Source organism: Geobacillus stearothermophilus ATCC 12980 (assembly GCF_030369615.1).
Classification (GTDB): Bacteria; Bacillota; Bacilli; order Bacillales; family Anoxybacillaceae; genus Geobacillus; species Geobacillus stearothermophilus.
This window is the reverse complement of sequence record NZ_CP128494.1, coordinates 555,633-572,114: the sequence shown is the minus strand read 5'-3', so window position 1 is coordinate 572,114 and position 16,482 is coordinate 555,633. Positions and strand designations below refer to the sequence as shown.

Annotated in this window: 14 protein-coding genes and 2 pseudogenes; 4 read left to right on the top strand and 12 right to left on the bottom strand. The window is 51.9% G+C overall.

The features are described 5' to 3' along the window. Nucleotides 1-15: 15 nt before the first annotated feature. The 4 genes from QSJ10_RS03120 to QSJ10_RS03105 all read right to left on the bottom strand — a co-directional run bounded on the left by QSJ10_RS03120 (nucleotide 16) and on the right by QSJ10_RS03105 (nucleotide 5,087). On the bottom strand, nucleotides 16-1,551 hold the full coding sequence (locus QSJ10_RS03120; RefSeq protein WP_033013805.1) for an alpha-amylase family glycosyl hydrolase: 1,536 nt from the start codon (nucleotides 1,549-1,551) through the stop codon (nucleotides 16-18). A 72-nt stretch (nucleotides 1,552-1,623) separates the two neighbouring features. Further along, nucleotides 1,624-2,466 (bottom strand): sugar ABC transporter permease, encoded by an 843-nt coding sequence (locus QSJ10_RS03115; RefSeq protein WP_033013806.1) that lies wholly within the window; start codon nucleotides 2,464-2,466, stop codon nucleotides 1,624-1,626. Next, nucleotides 2,466-3,746 (bottom strand): sugar ABC transporter permease, encoded by a 1,281-nt coding sequence (locus tag QSJ10_RS03110; RefSeq protein ID WP_033013807.1) that lies wholly within the window; start codon nucleotides 3,744-3,746, stop codon nucleotides 2,466-2,468. Before QSJ10_RS03110 ends, QSJ10_RS03115 begins: the two co-directional genes overlap by 1 nt. A gap of 69 nt (nucleotides 3,747-3,815) precedes the next feature. Beyond that, the gene (locus QSJ10_RS03105; RefSeq protein ID WP_033013808.1) at nucleotides 3,816-5,087 is read right to left on the bottom strand and encodes a sugar ABC transporter substrate-binding protein; all 1,272 of its coding nucleotides are present in this window, start codon (nucleotides 5,085-5,087) and stop codon (nucleotides 3,816-3,818) included. A 258-nt stretch (nucleotides 5,088-5,345) separates the two neighbouring features. On the opposite strand from QSJ10_RS03105, the gene QSJ10_RS03100 reads away from it, so the two are divergent. After that, nucleotides 5,346-7,112: an alpha-glycosidase gene (locus QSJ10_RS03100; protein WP_033013809.1), complete on the top strand. Its 1,767-nt coding sequence runs from the start codon at nucleotides 5,346-5,348 to the stop codon at nucleotides 7,110-7,112. Between the two features lie 115 nt (nucleotides 7,113-7,227). Here QSJ10_RS03100 and QSJ10_RS03095 read toward each other — a convergent pair whose 3' ends face one another. Further along, nucleotides 7,228-8,088, bottom strand: coding sequence for a helix-turn-helix transcriptional regulator (locus tag QSJ10_RS03095; RefSeq protein WP_033013810.1), 861 nt, complete (start codon nucleotides 8,086-8,088; stop codon nucleotides 7,228-7,230). A 126-nt stretch (nucleotides 8,089-8,214) separates the two neighbouring features. Between QSJ10_RS03095 and QSJ10_RS03090 the strand changes: the two genes are divergently transcribed. After that, a complete protein-coding gene (locus QSJ10_RS03090; protein ID WP_033013811.1) occupies nucleotides 8,215-9,567 on the top strand; it encodes an MATE family efflux transporter in 1,353 nt (450 codons plus the stop codon). 40 nt (nucleotides 9,568-9,607) lie between these two features. On the opposite strand, the gene asnB is transcribed toward QSJ10_RS03090, so the two are convergent. After that, complete coding sequence (gene asnB / locus QSJ10_RS03085; protein WP_033013812.1) at nucleotides 9,608-11,455, bottom strand: asparagine synthase (glutamine-hydrolyzing); 1,848 nt, start codon at nucleotides 11,453-11,455, stop codon at nucleotides 9,608-9,610. A 243-nt stretch (nucleotides 11,456-11,698) separates the two neighbouring features. On the opposite strand from asnB, the gene QSJ10_RS03080 reads away from it, so the two are divergent. Next, on the top strand, nucleotides 11,699-12,247 hold the full coding sequence (locus QSJ10_RS03080) for a DUF2777 domain-containing protein (RefSeq protein WP_033013813.1): 549 nt from the start codon (nucleotides 11,699-11,701) through the stop codon (nucleotides 12,245-12,247). Nucleotides 12,248-12,286: 39 nt separating this feature from the next. Here the strand turns inward: QSJ10_RS03080 and QSJ10_RS03075 are convergent, their stop codons facing one another. The 3 genes and pseudogenes from QSJ10_RS03075 to QSJ10_RS03065 all read right to left on the bottom strand — a co-directional run bounded on the left by QSJ10_RS03075 (nucleotide 12,287) and on the right by QSJ10_RS03065 (nucleotide 13,149). Then, nucleotides 12,287-12,640 (bottom strand): YisL family protein, encoded by a 354-nt coding sequence (locus QSJ10_RS03075; RefSeq protein ID WP_025950975.1) that lies wholly within the window; start codon nucleotides 12,638-12,640, stop codon nucleotides 12,287-12,289. A 144-nt stretch (nucleotides 12,641-12,784) separates the two neighbouring features. Beyond that, a pseudogene (locus tag QSJ10_RS03070) lies at nucleotides 12,785-13,066 on the bottom strand (fumarylacetoacetate hydrolase family protein); the annotation flags it as partial. Beyond that, nucleotides 13,015-13,149 carry a hypothetical protein gene (locus QSJ10_RS03065; RefSeq protein ID WP_255350133.1) on the bottom strand — a complete coding sequence of 45 codons (135 nt, stop codon included), beginning with the start codon at nucleotides 13,147-13,149 and terminating at the stop codon, nucleotides 13,015-13,017. The pseudogene QSJ10_RS03070 and the gene QSJ10_RS03065, both read right to left, overlap by 52 nt. 312 nt (nucleotides 13,150-13,461) lie before the next feature. Here QSJ10_RS03065 and QSJ10_RS03060 point away from each other — a divergent pair, with 312 nt between their 5' ends. Further along, nucleotides 13,462-13,632: an aspartyl-phosphate phosphatase Spo0E family protein gene (locus tag QSJ10_RS03060; RefSeq protein ID WP_033013892.1), complete on the top strand. Its 171-nt coding sequence runs from the start codon at nucleotides 13,462-13,464 to the stop codon at nucleotides 13,630-13,632. Between the two features lie 10 nt (nucleotides 13,633-13,642). Here the strand turns inward: QSJ10_RS03060 and QSJ10_RS03055 are convergent, their stop codons facing one another. The 3 genes and pseudogenes from QSJ10_RS03055 to QSJ10_RS03045 all read right to left on the bottom strand — a co-directional run bounded on the left by QSJ10_RS03055 (nucleotide 13,643) and on the right by QSJ10_RS03045 (nucleotide 16,472). Next, the gene (locus tag QSJ10_RS03055) at nucleotides 13,643-14,809 is read right to left on the bottom strand and encodes a DUF418 domain-containing protein (RefSeq protein WP_033013814.1); all 1,167 of its coding nucleotides are present in this window, start codon (nucleotides 14,807-14,809) and stop codon (nucleotides 13,643-13,645) included. A gap of 137 nt (nucleotides 14,810-14,946) precedes the next feature. After that, a pseudogene (locus QSJ10_RS03050) lies at nucleotides 14,947-16,148 on the bottom strand (AMP-binding protein). A gap of 99 nt (nucleotides 16,149-16,247) precedes the next feature. After that, nucleotides 16,248-16,472, bottom strand: a complete 225-nt coding sequence (locus QSJ10_RS03045) for a spore germination protein (RefSeq protein WP_033013815.1) — start codon at nucleotides 16,470-16,472, stop codon at nucleotides 16,248-16,250. Nucleotides 16,473-16,482: the final 10 nt, after the last annotated feature.

Here is a 16,482-nt window from a genome sequence, read left to right as displayed (position 1 = left end):
GTCCCTCCTTTCCCTCTATTCCGGCATCCGCTTCGCCCGTTTTTTCACCAAATACAAAAACAAAAGAAACAACACGCAAACCGATACGATGGCGGCGATAAACGAAACGTTGATCCCTGTTTTTTCCCGCAGTTTGTACACTTCCGCCGTTTCGCGGTCGAGCACAAGATCGTATCCGTCGCCATCGCCGCGGACGAGATCGTCCAATAAAAAGCCGCGCAGTTCCTTGTTTTTTGGCAGCTGGTCGTTCGTTAGGTGAACGTGCTGCGTTTTGCCCGTGTTGTTGATGGCGATAACCGTTGTTTCATCTTTATATTGCCGTTTCCACACCGCCATGCCGTCTTTTTCATACAGGAGCGTAAAATCGCCGCGCCGCAAAGACGGCAGCTGTTGGCGGAGCGGGCCGATTTTTTTCAAGTAATCAATGATCTCCGGATCGGCGCGGAAATCCATCAAGCGGCGGTTGTCCGGGTCTTCGCCGCCGTTCATGGCGATTTCCGTTCCGTAATACATGATCGGGATGCCGGGGGCGGTGAACAAATACGTCATCGCCAGCTTGATGCGTGAAATCGGATTGTTGCGGTTGTCAATCGAAAGTTTCGTAAACCGCACGTTATCGTGATTGTCCAAAAACGTCCCGAGCAAGTACGGGCGGTCGTAAAACGTTTTGTTGTATTCCCAGACGTCATACAACGGCCGGAGCGATGCATCGCGCCTAGCAAGCGACTGCTTCACCGCGCCATACAGCGGATAATCGACAAAACCGTCGATGCCGTATTGGCCGTACTCGGCAATATAGCGCGGATCGTCGCTCCACACTTCGCCAAGAAGGAAAAAGTCTTGTTTCACCGATTTCACTTCTTTGGCAAACTCCTGCCAAAATGATTTTGGCACATGGCGCACCGTATCGAGGCGATAGCCGTCAATGTCCGTTTCTTTGATCCACCATTTGGCCGCATCGATTAAATATTTCTTGACTTCTGGATTTTCCTGCGCTAAATCCGGCAGCCCATACACCCATCCGTTTTCTAGTTGTGTTTGATCATTCCAGTCGAAAATCTCTTTTTTCGGATGGAACCAATCTTTTTTCGCCGGGTCGCGAAGCCATGGATGGTCGTAGCCGACATGGTTGGCGACAAAGTCCAAGATGACTTTCATATGGCGCTTGTGCGCTTCTTTGACAAGCGTCTTCAAATCATCCAGCGTGCCGAAATGCGGATCGACGCGATAAAAATCTTTGATCCAATACCCGTGGTATCCGCCCGGCATGTTTTCGAAAATCGGCGTCAGCCAAATGGCCGTAAATCCCATCTCCTTGATGTAATCGAGTTTCGCCGTCACCCCTTTCAAGTCGCCGCCGAAATACCCTTTCGGATCGTTGACATTGACGCCCTTGTCATTCGTCGGATCCATATTGTTAAACCGGTCGACCATAATGAAATAAATCGCTTCATCTTGCCACGTCCGTTCTTCTTTCTCCGCCGCCTGCACCGGCCAGGCATAAAAAAGAAGGAACGGAAGGACGAGCAGCATAAAGAGCCGGTTCCCCATTTCCATTCCTCCCTTCCCGATTCATTTGCTCATTCGGAAACGGGTAAGCCCACTATTCTATGACAGCGGTTCTTACCCTTTTGTGCCACCGGCCGTTAAGCCGGAAATCAAATACCGCTGCAGGAACAAAAAGACGACGGCGATCGGCGCGGCAATCAAAATCGAGCCGGCGGCAAAGCGGGTGAAGTTGTTCGCAAACCGGTCGCTGATGAAGTTAAACAGCCCGACCGCCAGCGTAAATTTGTCCGGGTCGCGCAACACGATCGACGGCAGCAAAAAGTCGGTGAACGGCGCCATAAAGTTGAACAACGCGACAACGGCCAAAATCGGCTTGGCTAAGGGCAGCATAATGCGGAAAAAGACGCCGAAATGCCCGGCGCCGTCGATGCGCGCCGCCTCATCCAGCTCGCGCGGGATCGTGTCAAAGTAGCCTTTGACCAGCCACGCGTTAAACGGAATTTGCCCGCCGACGTAAATGAGAATGAGTCCCCAAAGCGAATCGAGCAAATTGAGCATATTGAGCAAAATATAGATCGCGACCATCGCCATGAGCGACGGAAACATTTGCAACACTAAAAACAAATACAGCCCCGTTTTCCGCCCGACGAATTGGTAGCGCGAAAACGCATAGGCGATGAGCGCCGTAAACAAGACGGACAACGCCGCATTGGCCGTCGCAACAAACAAGCTGTTTTTATACCAAAGCAAATAATCGCTGTTCGGACTGGTAAACAACCACTTATAGTGCTCAAACGACCACTTCTCCGGGATGAGCGACGCCGAATACAGGCTCGTTCCTGGATTGAGCGACATGCTGATCGTCCAAAGGAGCGGATAGGCGATGACGACAAACATGAAGGCGATAAACAAATAAATAAGCGCTACTTCCACGCGCGATTTCCATTTGCGGTTCATCAAATGTTCCCCTCCTCTTTAAAGGAACGGGTGCGCCGGAACTGGTAAATGGCAAACCCGCTGACGATCAAGCCGATGATGAGCGAGATCGCCGCCGCCATGTTGTAGTTGTTCGTCGTGAACGTCAAATCGTACACCCATGAAATGAGAATGTCCGTTCCACCGGCGTTTTGCCCGCGCACCGCAGGCCCCCCGTGGTTGAACAAATAGATGATGTTAAAGTTGTTGAAATTGCCGGCGTATTGCATAATCAACAGCGGCGCCGTCGCATACAAGACGTGCGGCAGCGTGATCGATTTGAACTTTTGCCAGCGCGTCGCTCCGTCGATGTCGGCCGCTTCGTACCAGTCGCGGGAAATGCTTTGCAAAACGCCGGTAAACAACGCAAAGACGAACGGGAAGCCAAGCCACGTTTGAATCAAAATAAGCGCCACTTTCGTCCAAAACGGATCGGTCATCCACGGGATCGACACCCCAAACAAACTCAACACTTCGCGGTTGATGGCTCCGAATTTGTCGTTGAACATCGCCGCAAACACCAAAATCGTGACAAATGCTGGCACGGCCCACGGCAAAATCAACACCGTGCGGATGAACCGCTTGAACTTGATGCGCGGGTCGTTGACAAGGAGCGCCAAAAACAGGCCAAGGGCGATTTGCGCCGTTGTCGCCACCACGGTCCAAACGATCGTCCAGGCGAGAACGCTAAAAAACGTGCTTTTCCAAATCGGAATCGACACTAAGTTTTTGAAGTTTTCCAATCCAACCCAATTCAGCAAATGCCGTGGCGGCGAGTGGTACAAGTTGTAGTCGGTAAATGCGAGCGACACCATAAACAACAGCGGCAGCACGACGATAAACAACAGCATCACAAGCCCGGGCGTGACAAAGATGTACGGAAATCCTTTATCCCAAGCGTTGCGGCACGATTCCCACAGCGACGGAAACGGTTCGCCCCTTTGCCGGCGGCGGGCGTCGTTGCGCGCATCAATGATGTTCGCAATATGCAGGGCGGCCGCAAACACGATGATGATGACCGAAACCAATCCTTGAATCAAGAGAAAAATCGAATGATCAACCATCGGAATTTCGCCAAGCGTGACGAGTCCCCACAGCCCGATGTTCAAAAAGTTATAAAACGTCAGCAAAAACGAAGCTTCAATGATGATGAACAAGATGCCTTTGACATACCGGCGGTTGTACAACTGCCCAAGGCCGGCAAACAACAAAGACAGCGCCATCGCCACCGCCGGCCGATGGCGGACGTTTGCTTCCGGCATTCCAATCCCCCCTATCATATGGATAAGAATAGTGGATAGGGCTGATCCTATCCACCGCGACATCACTCGTTATTTTCCAGCGCCGCTGGCAGCGATTTTATCTTGAATCGTTTTCACTGCCTCACCGAGCACCGCTTTCGGGTTTTCGCCTTTCGCGATAAATTGCAACGCATTGCTCATCGGCTCCCACACTTGCGACATTTCCGGCACGTTCGGCATCGGCTCGCCGTATTGGATTTGCTCCGCAAAACCGGCGATCAGCGGGTCGTTCGTAATTTTCTCATTCGTCAACGCTTTTTCGTTCGCCGGCATTTCGCCCGCCATTTCATAGTAATGAAGCGAATTTTCTTCGTTCGTGACAAACTTCATGAAGTCGACCGCCCATTCTTTGTTTTTCGAATAGGCTGATAACATCCATGTTTTCACGCCGACGAACGATTTCGGATGCTCGCCGTTGTCTAAGACCGGCAACGGTGCGGTCGCTAATTTGTCGCCCAACGCTTCTTTATACGACGCGATGTTCCATGGTCCGGTGATGGCAACCGCCACATTTCCTTTCGTAAACAGCCCGTTCATAATATCGCCGGTGATTTCTTTCGGAATGTAGCCGTTTTTAAACCACGATTGGACGAGCTCGGCTCCTTTGACGGCTCCATCATTCGCGAGCCCAATGTCGCTTATGTCGTATTTGCCGTTTTCATTTTTAAACACATAGCCGCCGTATCCGGCGAAGAACGGATAAACGAAATAGAAATTCGTCGCTTCCATTAAAAAGCCGTATTGGTCTTTGGCCGCATTCGTTTTTTCCTTGGCGATCTTCATCAAGTCATCCAGCGTTTTCGGCGCTTCCGGCACTAAATTTTTATTGTAGAACACGCCGTATGTTTCAACGACCATCGGCACGCCATACGTCTTTCCGTCATAGGTGACCGCCTTGATGGCTGTCGGACTGTACTCGCCTTTCGCATCGCCAAGGTCGACTGGATCGGCCAATCCTTGCAGCACAATGTCGCCGATGCGGTCATGCGGCTGGTAGAACACATCCGGCCCTTTGCCAGCCGGTCCGTCGAGCGCTAGTTTTTTCGTTTGATTGAGCATGCTGACCGCAACCATCTCGATTTTGATTCCGGTTTTTTCTGTGTACTTTTGGAAAATATCTTTTAATGCTTGTTTCTGCTTTTCGTCGTCGTTCACCCAAACGACTAGTTTGTCTGGTTTTTCCGCCTTTTCGGTCGTTCCTTGACTTTCTTTCGGCTGTTGAACATCCCGTTTCGGTCCGCAGGCAGCGAGCACGCCCACGAGCAGCACAGCCATGAGAAACAAAGACAATGTTTTCTTCATGCTCTCCCTCCTCTTTTGATCCACTCTTTTTCAGTGCAACCGTAGCGAAACCGTTTGCGCATTAGCATTAAAATCGCAATCACTCCAATGAAAACGATTGCACCTTTCAACTTCTATTATATCGTCTATTTTTCATTTTACAAGCTTATTTTTTATGAAATTTTGACTTTTTTTTACATTGGTGTACGCTTTGTTTAACGGAAGTCTATCATGCAAACGATTGCTTTCACCCAAATTGGATTCAAGAGGGGAACGATGATGCAAAAAGAAGCCATTCACCACCGCCCGACTGACAACTTCGCCTATGCCTATGATGGCGAAACGCTTCATCTTCGGCTTCAGACAAAAAAAGATGATGTTGATCGGGTGGAGCTGTTGCACGGCGACCCGTACGAGTGGCAAGACGGCGCCTGGCAGTTTCAAACGATGCCGATGCAGAAAACGGGAAGCGACGAACGATTTGACTATTGGTTCGCCGAGGTCAGACCGCCATATCGGCGGCTGCGCTATGGGTTTGTGCTTCGAGCTGGGGGCGAACAACTGGTCTATACGGAAAAAGGATTTTACCATGAAGCTCCGAGCGACGACATCGCTTACTACTTTTGCTTCCCCTTTCTTCATCGTGTCGACCTGTTCCAAGCGCCGGGCTGGGTAAAAGACACCGTATGGTATCAAATTTTCCCTGAGCGGTTCGCCAACGGCAACCCGGCCATCAGTCCGGAAGGAGCGCGGCCGTGGGGAAGCGAAGACCCAACGCCGACAAGTTTTTTTGGGGGGGATTTGCAAGGAATTATCGACCATCTCGATTACTTGGCTGACCTTGGCATCACCGGCCTTTACTTGACGCCGATTTTCCGCGCGCCGTCGAACCATAAATACGACACCGCTGATTATTTTGAAATCGACCCGCACTTTGGGGACAAAGAGACGTTGAAAACACTTGTCAAGCGCTGCCATGAAAAAGGGATCCGCGTCATGCTCGATGCAGTCTTCAACCATTGCGGCTATGAGTTTGCCCCGTTTCAAGATGTGTTGAAAAACGGCGCAGCCTCTCGGTATAAAGATTGGTTCCATATTCGCGAGTTTCCGCTCCAAACCGAGCCGCGCCCGAACTACGACACATTTGCGTTCGTGCCGCACATGCCGAAACTCAACACCGCTCATCCGGAAGTGAAGCGCTACTTGCTTGATGTCGCGACATACTGGATTCGCGAGTTTGATATTGACGGCTGGCGGCTCGATGTGGCAAACGAAATCGATCATCAATTTTGGCGCGAATTCCGGCAGGCAGTGAAGGCGCTAAAGCCCGATGTGTACATTCTCGGCGAGATTTGGCATGACGCCATGCCGTGGCTGCGCGGCGACCAATTTGACGCCGTCATGAACTACCCGTTCACGGACGGAGCGCTTCGCTTTTTCGCGAAAGAGGAAATCAGCGCCCGCCAGTTTGCCGATATCATGGTCCGGTTGCTTCATTCGTATCCGAAACAGGTGAACGAAGCGGCATTCAACTTGCTTGGCAGCCATGATACACCAAGGCTGCTTACGGTTTGCGGCGGCGACGTCCGCAAAGCGAAGTTGTTGTTTTTGTTCCAGCTGACGTTCACCGGTTCGCCGTGCATTTACTATGGCGATGAGATCGGCATGACGGGCGGAAACGATCCGGAGTGCCGGAAATGTATGGTGTGGGATCCAGAGAAGCAAAACAAAGAACTGTATGAACATGTCAAGCAACTGATCGCTCTTCGCAAGCAATATCGGGCGCTTCGACGCGGCGATGTCGCTTTTCTCGCCGCCGATGATGAAGCGAACCATCTTGTTTATAAAAAAACGGATGGCAATGAAACGGTCATGATCATCATCAACCGGAGCAACGAGGCAGCAGAAATTCCCATGCCGATCGATGCGCGTGGAAAATGGCTGGTCAACCTTCTGACAGGGGAGCGATTCGCTGCAGAGGCGGAAACACTTTGCGTCTCCTTGCCGCCGTACGGGTTTGTGCTTTACGCGGTCGAAAGCTGGTAAGGCGACTGAGCGGGCGGTTACGGACAAACATATCGGTTGCCGGTGCAGAGGACAAGCTGCACCGGTTTGATCTTTTGCTGACCGTCCCCATCTATACCACCGGCATAGAAGAAGGTCAATTACGCCGCGCCATGCGCCGATATTCGGTCGGCGTGATTCCTTCCACCTTTTTAAACAGGCGCGAAAAGTAGGCGCCATCGTCAATGCCAACCCGCTTGGCGATCGCCTCAATCGTCTCGTTCGTCTCCGCCAACCATTGCTTTGCCTTTGACAACCGATAATGCGCCAAGTAGCGGCTAAATCCCATGCCCATCGTTTTTTGCATGCAGCGTGTGATGTAGTCCGGGTGGAATCGGAGCTCCTGTGCGAGCATGTCCAGTGTAATCGTCTCGCTGAAATGTTTCTCGATATACGCAACCACCGCGGCGCTGATCTGTTCAGACGCACTCGGCACGGAAAGCTCTTGTTTTTGCAAGTGCCAAAGGAATTCGATGAACAACAGCAGCTGCCGGAGTGGCTGATCGATATCCCGCCGAATGTTTTGTTCCACGATTTGACTTAGCAGCTGTTCCACCCGCTCGCGCTGCTTGACTTCGCCATATTGACGGATGGAGAGCCGGTATTGGATCGGCTCGGTGTATGTCGCCTCCTTTTCGATCACGATCTGCCGGCTGACACCCCAATCGGAAACAACCGCAAAGTCTGGCAGCAAAAAATGAAGCCAAACCAGCTCCGTCCGTTCTTCGCATGGGCGGTGTCCGTAATGTTCCCTTCCTGGAATCAACAACAAATAGTGTCCACTGCCAATCGCAAACTCGCGCCCGTTTTCTGTCATATACAAACAGCCTCGTTTCACGTAAAGCAAATCAAAGACGGAAAATGTGCGGCGGAAATGCTTCTTTCCTTCCAGAAATACACTTTCCGCCCCTTTGATGAACACCGGCAGCGGCGGCATGGAAAATGTAACCGTATCCATCGGCCTCTCCCCTCTTTTGTCGGAAATGTGCAAGCAAAATCGCTTCTTTCTCTTTCCATTATGCAACAAACTAGCTAAACTGAATATATCGTTCAAGTCGGAATAAGAAAAAGGAGTTGTCTCAACATGCGCCATGAGGCCAAAACGCGGTCACTGTTTTCCTTGACGTGGCCAATTTTTATTGAAACGCTGCTCTATATGGTGATGGGCAACGCCGATACACTGATGCTCAGCCAGTATTCAGATCACGCGGTTGCTGCCGTCGGGGTGGCGAACCAAATCATCGCGTTAACGATCGTACTGTTCAACTTCGTCGCTTTAGCGACAGCAGTGCTTGTTGCTCAATATTTAGGCGCCCACCGAGAGCAAGAAGCCGTTGACGTATCGCTTGTATCCCTCGTGGCCAATTTGTTGTTCGGATTGTTGTTAAGCGCCATTCTCGCCGCATTCAGCGAGCCGATTTTGCGAATGATGGATTTGCCCGCCGAGCTGCTCGATGAAGGAACCCATTATTTGGCGATTGTCGGTGGATTTTTGTTCATCCAAGCGCTGATGATGACGGTCGGCGCCATTTTGAAAAGCTATGGCTTCACCCGTGACACGATGTATGTAGCGGTTGGCATGAACGTTTTGCACGTCATCAGCAACGCGGTCCTCATTTTTGGCTTGTTTGGCCTGCCCGCCCTCGGCATCCAAGGGGCTGCTATATCGACCGCCGCCAGCCGTGGCATGGCCTTTCTCGCACTTCTTGCTTTGTTGCGCAAACGAACAAACATTTCGCTCGCACCAAGGGCGTTTCGCCGCCTTCCGTTTCACTATTTGCGCTCACTGCTGAAAATCGGTGTTCCGGCAGCCGGGGAACATCTTTCGTACAATACGGCGCAAATGGTCATTACGTATTTCATTACATGGCTTGGCGCTGAGGCATTGACCGTCCGTGTATACACGCAAAACATTATGATGTTTGTGTTTTTATTCGGCATCGCCGTCAGCCAAGGAACGCAAATTCTCGTCGGCCACTTCGTCGGGGCCGGGCGATACGAGGAAGCCTACGCCCGCTGCTTGAAAAGTTTGTACAGCGCCATCGCCATCTCAGTGTTGCTGGCCGCAGCCGCCTATTGGTTTGCCGAACCGTTGCTGTCGCTCTTTACCGATGACCGCTCAATGATTGTTCTTGGCCGCAAACTGTTGCTGTTAACGATTATCCTTGAACCGGGGCGCTCATTTAATTTAGTGATTATCAGCTCGCTTCGTGCCGCTGGCGATGTGCAATTCCCTGTCTATATGGGCATTTTGTCGATGTGGGGCGTCGGCGTGACCATTGCTTACGTATTTGGCATCGCCCTCGGATTTGGCCTCGTCGGCATTTGGCTGTCGTTCATCGCCGACGAATGGCTTCGCGGACTGTTGATGCTTTGGCGCTGGCGGTCGCGCGTCTGGATGAAAAAAACGATGGTACCACAAGCAAAAATGGCGTAGCGCCGCCAAATCGAATAAGAGCTGCGCGTAGGCGCAGCTCTTATTCTTTAATGCGAATGCCGTAATGATCAAACCAAACGTGCACTTGGCCAAGGTAAGCGAGCAGCTGCGGACCGGTCATGAGCTGCCCAAACCACGGCACTTGGAACGACTTCCCTTCTGTTTCAATGAGCGCCAACAATTTTTCCCGGTCGAAAAACTCGTGCAAAACCGAAGAGCGGTCATGGAGCAACTGCTCAAGCCATTGCTTGACAAGTTTCGTATATAGAGGATGGTGCGTTTTCGGATAGGGGCTTTTTTTCCGGTAGAGCACCTCTTCGGGAAGCAATCCCTCGAGCGCTTTTCGCAAAAGGCCTTTTTCTCGTCCTCCATACATTTTCATATCCCACGGAATGTTCCAAACGTATTCGACAATGCGATGGTCAGCGAACGGCACGCGCACTTCCAAGCTTGCTCCCATGCTCATCCGGTCTTTCCGGTCAAGCAGTGTCGTCATAAACCAAATCATATTTAAGTAAAACAGCTCACGCCGCTTCGCCTCCTCGGCGCTTTCCCCCTCGAGACGCGGCACTTCAGCAAGCGTTTGTTCATAACGCATTTGCACATAGTCGTCAAGGCGAAGCTTTTGTCGCCACTCATCTTTTAATAGACCCATGCGCGCGTCGACCGAACGCATCCACGGAAATCCTTTCCGAGACAAATCGTCCGGCCGATGAAACCATGGATAGCCGCCGAAAATTTCATCGGCGCACTCCCCTGATAAGCTGACGACAAACCGGTTGCGAATTTGTTTGCAAAACCAAAGAAGCGAAGAATCGACATCGGCCATGCCTGGAACGTCGCGGACGATGACGGCTTCATGCAAATGGCGGAACAGTTCTTCTTGCGTGATCACACAGCGATGATGAACCGTTTGAAATTTGTTTGACACCTGTTCGATAAATGGCGCATCCGTGTTTGGTTGAAAATCGTTGGCTTTGAAATACTGGTCGTTTCCTTCATAATCGATCGAGTAGGTGTGCAGCGGCCCTTTTCCAGCTGTCGCAAAGGCATTGGCGGCAATCGCCGTAATGGCGCTCGAATCGACCCCGCCAGAAAGGAAGGTGCAGACCGGCACATCGGAAATGAGTTGGCGCGTGACCGCATCCGTCAATAGAAAGCGCAGCTTTTCGACCGTTTCCTCGAATGAATCGCGATGGACGTCGCTTTCGACATTCCAATACCGCCAAATGCGAAGCCCGTTGCGAGAGAACGTGAGCGCATGTGCCGGGCGCAGCTCTCGAATGCCGTCAAACACCCCGTGCCCCGGTGTGCGCGACGGTCCGAGGCCGAACACTTCGGCGAGTCCTTCATAATTGACTTCTGCCTTTACATCGGGATGGGCCAAAATGGCTTTCACTTCCGAGCCGAACAGCAGCCCCCCGCCATCTTCTCGATAAAACAAAGGTTTTACTCCGAGACGGTCGCGCGCCATAAATAACAGCTCGCGCTCCCCATCCCAAACGGCGAAGGCAAAAATGCCGTTGAGCCAGTCAACACATTGTTCTTTCCATTCGATATAAGCGGCGAGCAGCACTTCCGTATCGGAGTGGCCGTCAAACCGGTAACCTTTATGCAACAGCTCCTTCCGGATGTCTTCCGTATTATACAGCTCGCCGTTATAGACGATCGTATAACGATGTCCGTTTTTTTGCCGGACCATCGGTTGTTTGCCGCCAGCCGGATCCACGACGACAAGCCGTTTATGACCGAAGGCGACATGAGTGTCCAGCCACGTATTTGTATCATCCGGTCCACGTTTGGCGAGCGTCTCTGTCATGCTGTCAATGACCGTCCGCTCGCGGCGCAAATTGCGCCCGAAATGGACACAGCCAGTAATGCCACACATACAAACCAATCCTTTCTTTTTATCAAAGATGGCAAGTTCTCACCCGTTTCCATCATTTCGTCCGTTCTTTTTTCACGATCGTTTCCAGCGATCGCTCCTTTGATTCATGATGGTTCTCCACGTCGGCATGATTCCATTTTATGCACCACTGGTCATTTCGATGAATTGTCCGATGTCAACAATAACGTGAATAAACGGACGAAAAGGTGGAAAAAAAGAGAAGTACAAGGAGGATGAGAGACATTGAATATTGAAGAGCGCCTGCAGTGCATTGCTGAACAGCCGCGGGCTTACGTGCAAGGAACAGCGGAGTTTGTCAACAATGAATGGGTGTTTTTTGATGAGGAAGCAGAGGAAGCGGTGTTAGTCGAGGAGATGGCCCAGCAAGGGATTAAACTGTTCCGCTATGGGCATTGGCTGTCCGGACGGTGGCAGGAAAACGGCACGATCGCGACCGACCTCGGCATCTTCCCCCTCACTGACGGCGACCGCATCCGCTTCCGCAAACAGCTGACATACGCGTACCGGCAATGGCTTGCCTCGCTTCCCAATCCGTCCTTTTTTCAATACGTCCAATGGCTGAACCATCTTGGGTTTTCGCTTTACGACTGCCTGTACTGCTACAACGGCTTATTGTTTGCCAAATCATCCGGCGTCAATTTTATGATCTATGACAATACAGAGCAAATCGCCAGCGTCCATCATTACTATGAACGCGGGCCGATGCCGGCCGACCGATTTGAAATAACATTCAACAGCGGCGAACGGGCGATTTGCGCCCAAATAGGCTGAGGACAAAAGCGGCAACCAATAGAAGGCTGCCGCTTCGCTTTAGAATAAGTCAAAACCAAGCGGCAGCAGCAGGCCAAGGAACAGCGTCACCACAAGGGCAATGACCCATTGCGTCCATCCTGCCGCCGCGCTTTTTCCTTTTTTTACAGCTGCTAAAACCATTTCCATCGCTCCGATCACCCACAGCCCGGCAAGCGCTTTTAGCCAATAAAGCGCGGATATCGAAGCAATGCTATGCAGCAAAAGCCCCCCCGTCGCGATCGTGAGAATGTAAAACAGCCGCAACACCATTTGCACGATCTTGGCTTTGCCCGCCCCTTGCCGCTCCATCGACACCGCAAGGAAAAACAAAACAATCGTGATGAGCCAGCTCGTAATATGGGCATGCGTCAACATCCATCCCTCCAACCATTCCTTGTTCCTTCCCATCATAGCACGGCGGGCGGACGGTTGACAAACTTCACGAAAACGAAAGACGCCCTTTCTTTCAAGAGGACGCCTTTTGAGCATCAATGGGGGCTTCCTCACTTTCGCCGTTTACTCTCCCACTTTGTTGCGCAACATGCCGATGCCTTCCACCGTCACCTCAATGACATCACCCGTCTGCAAAAAACGCGGCGGGTTCATCCCTTTGCCGACTCCAGCCGGCGTTCCTGTCGCAATGATGTCGCCCGGCTCAAGCGTAATGCCTTTGGAGATCGTCTCGATGATCGATTCAATGGAAAAAATCAACTGTTTCGTGCTCGCGCGCTGGCGCACTTCCCCGTTCACCCGCGTTTCAATGCGCAAGTCATTAGGATTCGGGACAAAACGGCGCGGCGCAAATGAACCGCCCGGTCGTCTCCTTGCGGCACGGCTCCAACAAACGTTTCTCCATCGAAAAGTGCGGTGATCAGTTTCATCGTGCCTCTCTCCCTTTCTTTGTTATGTAGCGGACGCTTCGTAAACTCTTCTCTTCCACCCGTCTTCGTCATTTTGGCGCGTTGAGGATGATATTCGCCATCGAGGCGAAAAAGTCCTGTTTTTGTAGAATTTTGTCTAAATTAGTAAATTTATCACTTATTTTCCCGAATCGCTTCCTCTTTTCGTCGGGATATGTATAATAATGTTTAGTTTCCACTAGGGCGTCGATTGCGACTTTCGTCATGCAACAAACGTCTTGCATCGACGCGGCATGTCTTAACCAACATTTCAAACAATTGATGGTGAAGGAAATGGTTCTGTTGCAAATTGAAGAAAAACGACAACAAATGATTGAATTGGCGCTCACGTATGGGTTCACGGCCAAAGAGACGATCGAATGCAGCCAAGAGCTTGACCAATTGATCAACCAATATTTGCAGCACACGAGAATGTTGGAATCGCCTTCCCCGTCCGTTCAGTAAGCGGGGGTTTTTATTGCCCCGGCCGGCGGCGAAACGGCGGCCGCGTTCCGTATGTCCCCCACCTCCACATCCACTCAACCGGACCATAATGAAAACGCGCAAACCAAAAGCGGCTTATCCACACTTGAGTCGCATACAAAGCAAACGCAATCAACATCTCCTGCCATGCGCTTGTGCGTCCGTACCACCCAAGCCCATAACCATAAAACAGCGACGTGCAAACGAGCGATTGCGCGAGATAATGAGTGAGCGACATTTTGCCAACGTCTTGCCACCACCGCCAAGCGCGCTGCCAACTTCGTTTCCCGCAGACGAACACGGCGGCCGCCGCGTAGAACACCGCCAATGCTGCGCCTCCAAAGCTGTCTTGGATGTACATGGTCAAGTTGTTGACCCCAGCCCAATACGGAATGGTTTTCAGTGCTAAACCAAAACATAGCGCCCACCTCATCAGGCGGCGCAGCTTCGCAGGCGAGTGACGATCGGCTTCAAGCGAACGTTGGTCGGCGGCATAGCCGCCAAGCAAACAAAACGGCAGCACGGTCAACACCGTAAGCAAAAGCCCTCCATCGTCGTTGATATACATCCAGTCGTTCCACCGTTGCCAAAACACGTCACGAAACGTTCCGTTTCGATAATGGCGAACCGCCGCGGCCGCCGCGGTCTCGTGGCCGCCGGCTGTCTCCATTTCTCCGGTCAATACATTGAGCGTTAACAACAGCGCCATGAGGCCGTGAAAAAGAAAAAAGACGGCAACAGCCGCCGTCCGCCACCAACGAGGCGGGGCGGCGAAAAAGAAAAGCATGATGAACCCGACGAGGGCGTAGGGGATTAAAATATCGCCAAACCAAAGGCCAAACGCATGAGCAATGCCGATCCCAAGCAAAAGAAAGAAGCGGCGCAACAGAATCGGAATCGGCCGCTTTCCGCGGCTGCTGATCCGGCGAAACATGGTCATCGCCCCGAACCCGAATAAAAACGCAAACAACGGATAGGCGCTCGCTTCAAACAATACGTCGACGACCGCGTCCAAAACTCGGTCAAAAGCACCGCCCTTGACGCTTTCGTTGTATAACGCTGGCGAGGAAACATAACGCATGTTGACAAGCAAAATGCCAAGCAAGGCGAATCCACGCAACACATCCGCCGCGGCGATTCGCTCGGTCGATCTGATCATCGCTTTCTCCCTTCTTTCTACTACCTAGTCGTCTGCGCAATCGGCGGCGCCTTACCGCCTTTCCGGCACGCCCGTATCCTTATTCATTTCATTCGGCGCGCTCTCCTCTGTCCGTCTGAAGACACATGCCTGTATCATCAGTTGACATAGCGACCCGATTTTCCGATTGCATCCCAATATTGGCGGCGCAAGTGTACTTTCTGAATTTTTCCGGAGGCTGTTTTCGGCAGCTCATCAACAAACGTAACACCCGTAATGGCTTTGAAATGGGCTAGTTTTTCCCGTGAGAAGGCAATCAGCTCTTCCTCTGTCACATTGTACCCTGGTCGGACGACGACAAACGCACGCGGCGTTTCGCCCCATTTTTCGTGCGGTGCGGCAATGACCGCTACCTCGAGCACAGCAGGATGTTCATAAAGCGCCCCTTCGACTTCAATCGACGAAACATTTTCTCCTCCGCTAATAATAATATCCTTTTTCCGGTCGACGATATCAATATGCCCGTATTCATCGACGGTCGCCATATCGCCGGTATGCAGCCACCCGTCACGGATCGTTGCGACGGTTGCTTCTTCGTTTTTCCAATATCCTTTCATGACGCCATGGCTGCGGACGATCACTTCTCCAATCGTTCGGCCGTCCACCGGCACTTCCTCGCCGTTGTCATTCACCACCTTCACTTCACAGCCGATCATCGGATAGCCGGCTTTTGCCTTGATCCGCTGCTTTTGCTCCACAGGCAGTCCGTCAAGCTGCGGACGAATGAGCGAAATCGTGCTGAGCGGAGATGATTCGGTCATGCCGTACACCTGGATAAACTCCCAGCCGAGCTTTTCCTCAACGCGTGCGATAAACGCCGGCGGCGGTGCGGAACCGGCGCTGACGACTGGGCGGCGAGCCATTCATCGTAAGCGATTTCATCAATCACCGCCTCTGTTTTATGGTGGACAATGATCTCCTCGACCGTTTCAAGCTTGTTTTTGACTGATGCAATCAGCCCGTACAGCTCCTGATCCACAAACAACACTTTCGTTTCGCTATGATTCAAAATAAAAACGTAATCATCCGGTTTCAGCCGCGTATTCAGCGGCACCATCACCCCTCCCACTTCAAACACGCCGTAAAACCCTTCGAGCATCTCGAGCGTGTTGGGCGCCAAGTACGCCACGCGGTCGCCTTTGCGAACGCCAAGCCCCCGCAGCCCGTTGGCAAGCCTCGACACTCGTTCGCCAAGCTGCCTGTATGTCACCGTCCGTCCGGAACAAATCATCGCCGGCTTGTCCCCGTACAAAGCGACAGCGCGGTCTAAAAAATGGGTCAGAACAAGCGGTACGTTCATTCTCCCATCCCCCCAAGCTTATATTTTAGAAAATTCATAATTATATTATAGATGAAGATGGACAAAAGAAAAAGACGGTCTTTTTGGTCATTCGGCCGTCTAATTGTTCCCTTTCGCTCCAGCGTCGAACACATCCGGGTCCACTGTATTGGTGACGCTGCAAAACGTATTCGTCTGCAAAAAGTCGCCCGTATTGCCGCCGCCGGCGCCTGAATTCGTCTTTGAGGTGCTTTTGGGAGCGATTTGCAGCACGTCGCCCATGTTCACCGTGCCGTTGCCGCCTACACTCGTCACTTTAATCCCGCCGATGACGATCGCTGGCATCGGTTGTCCC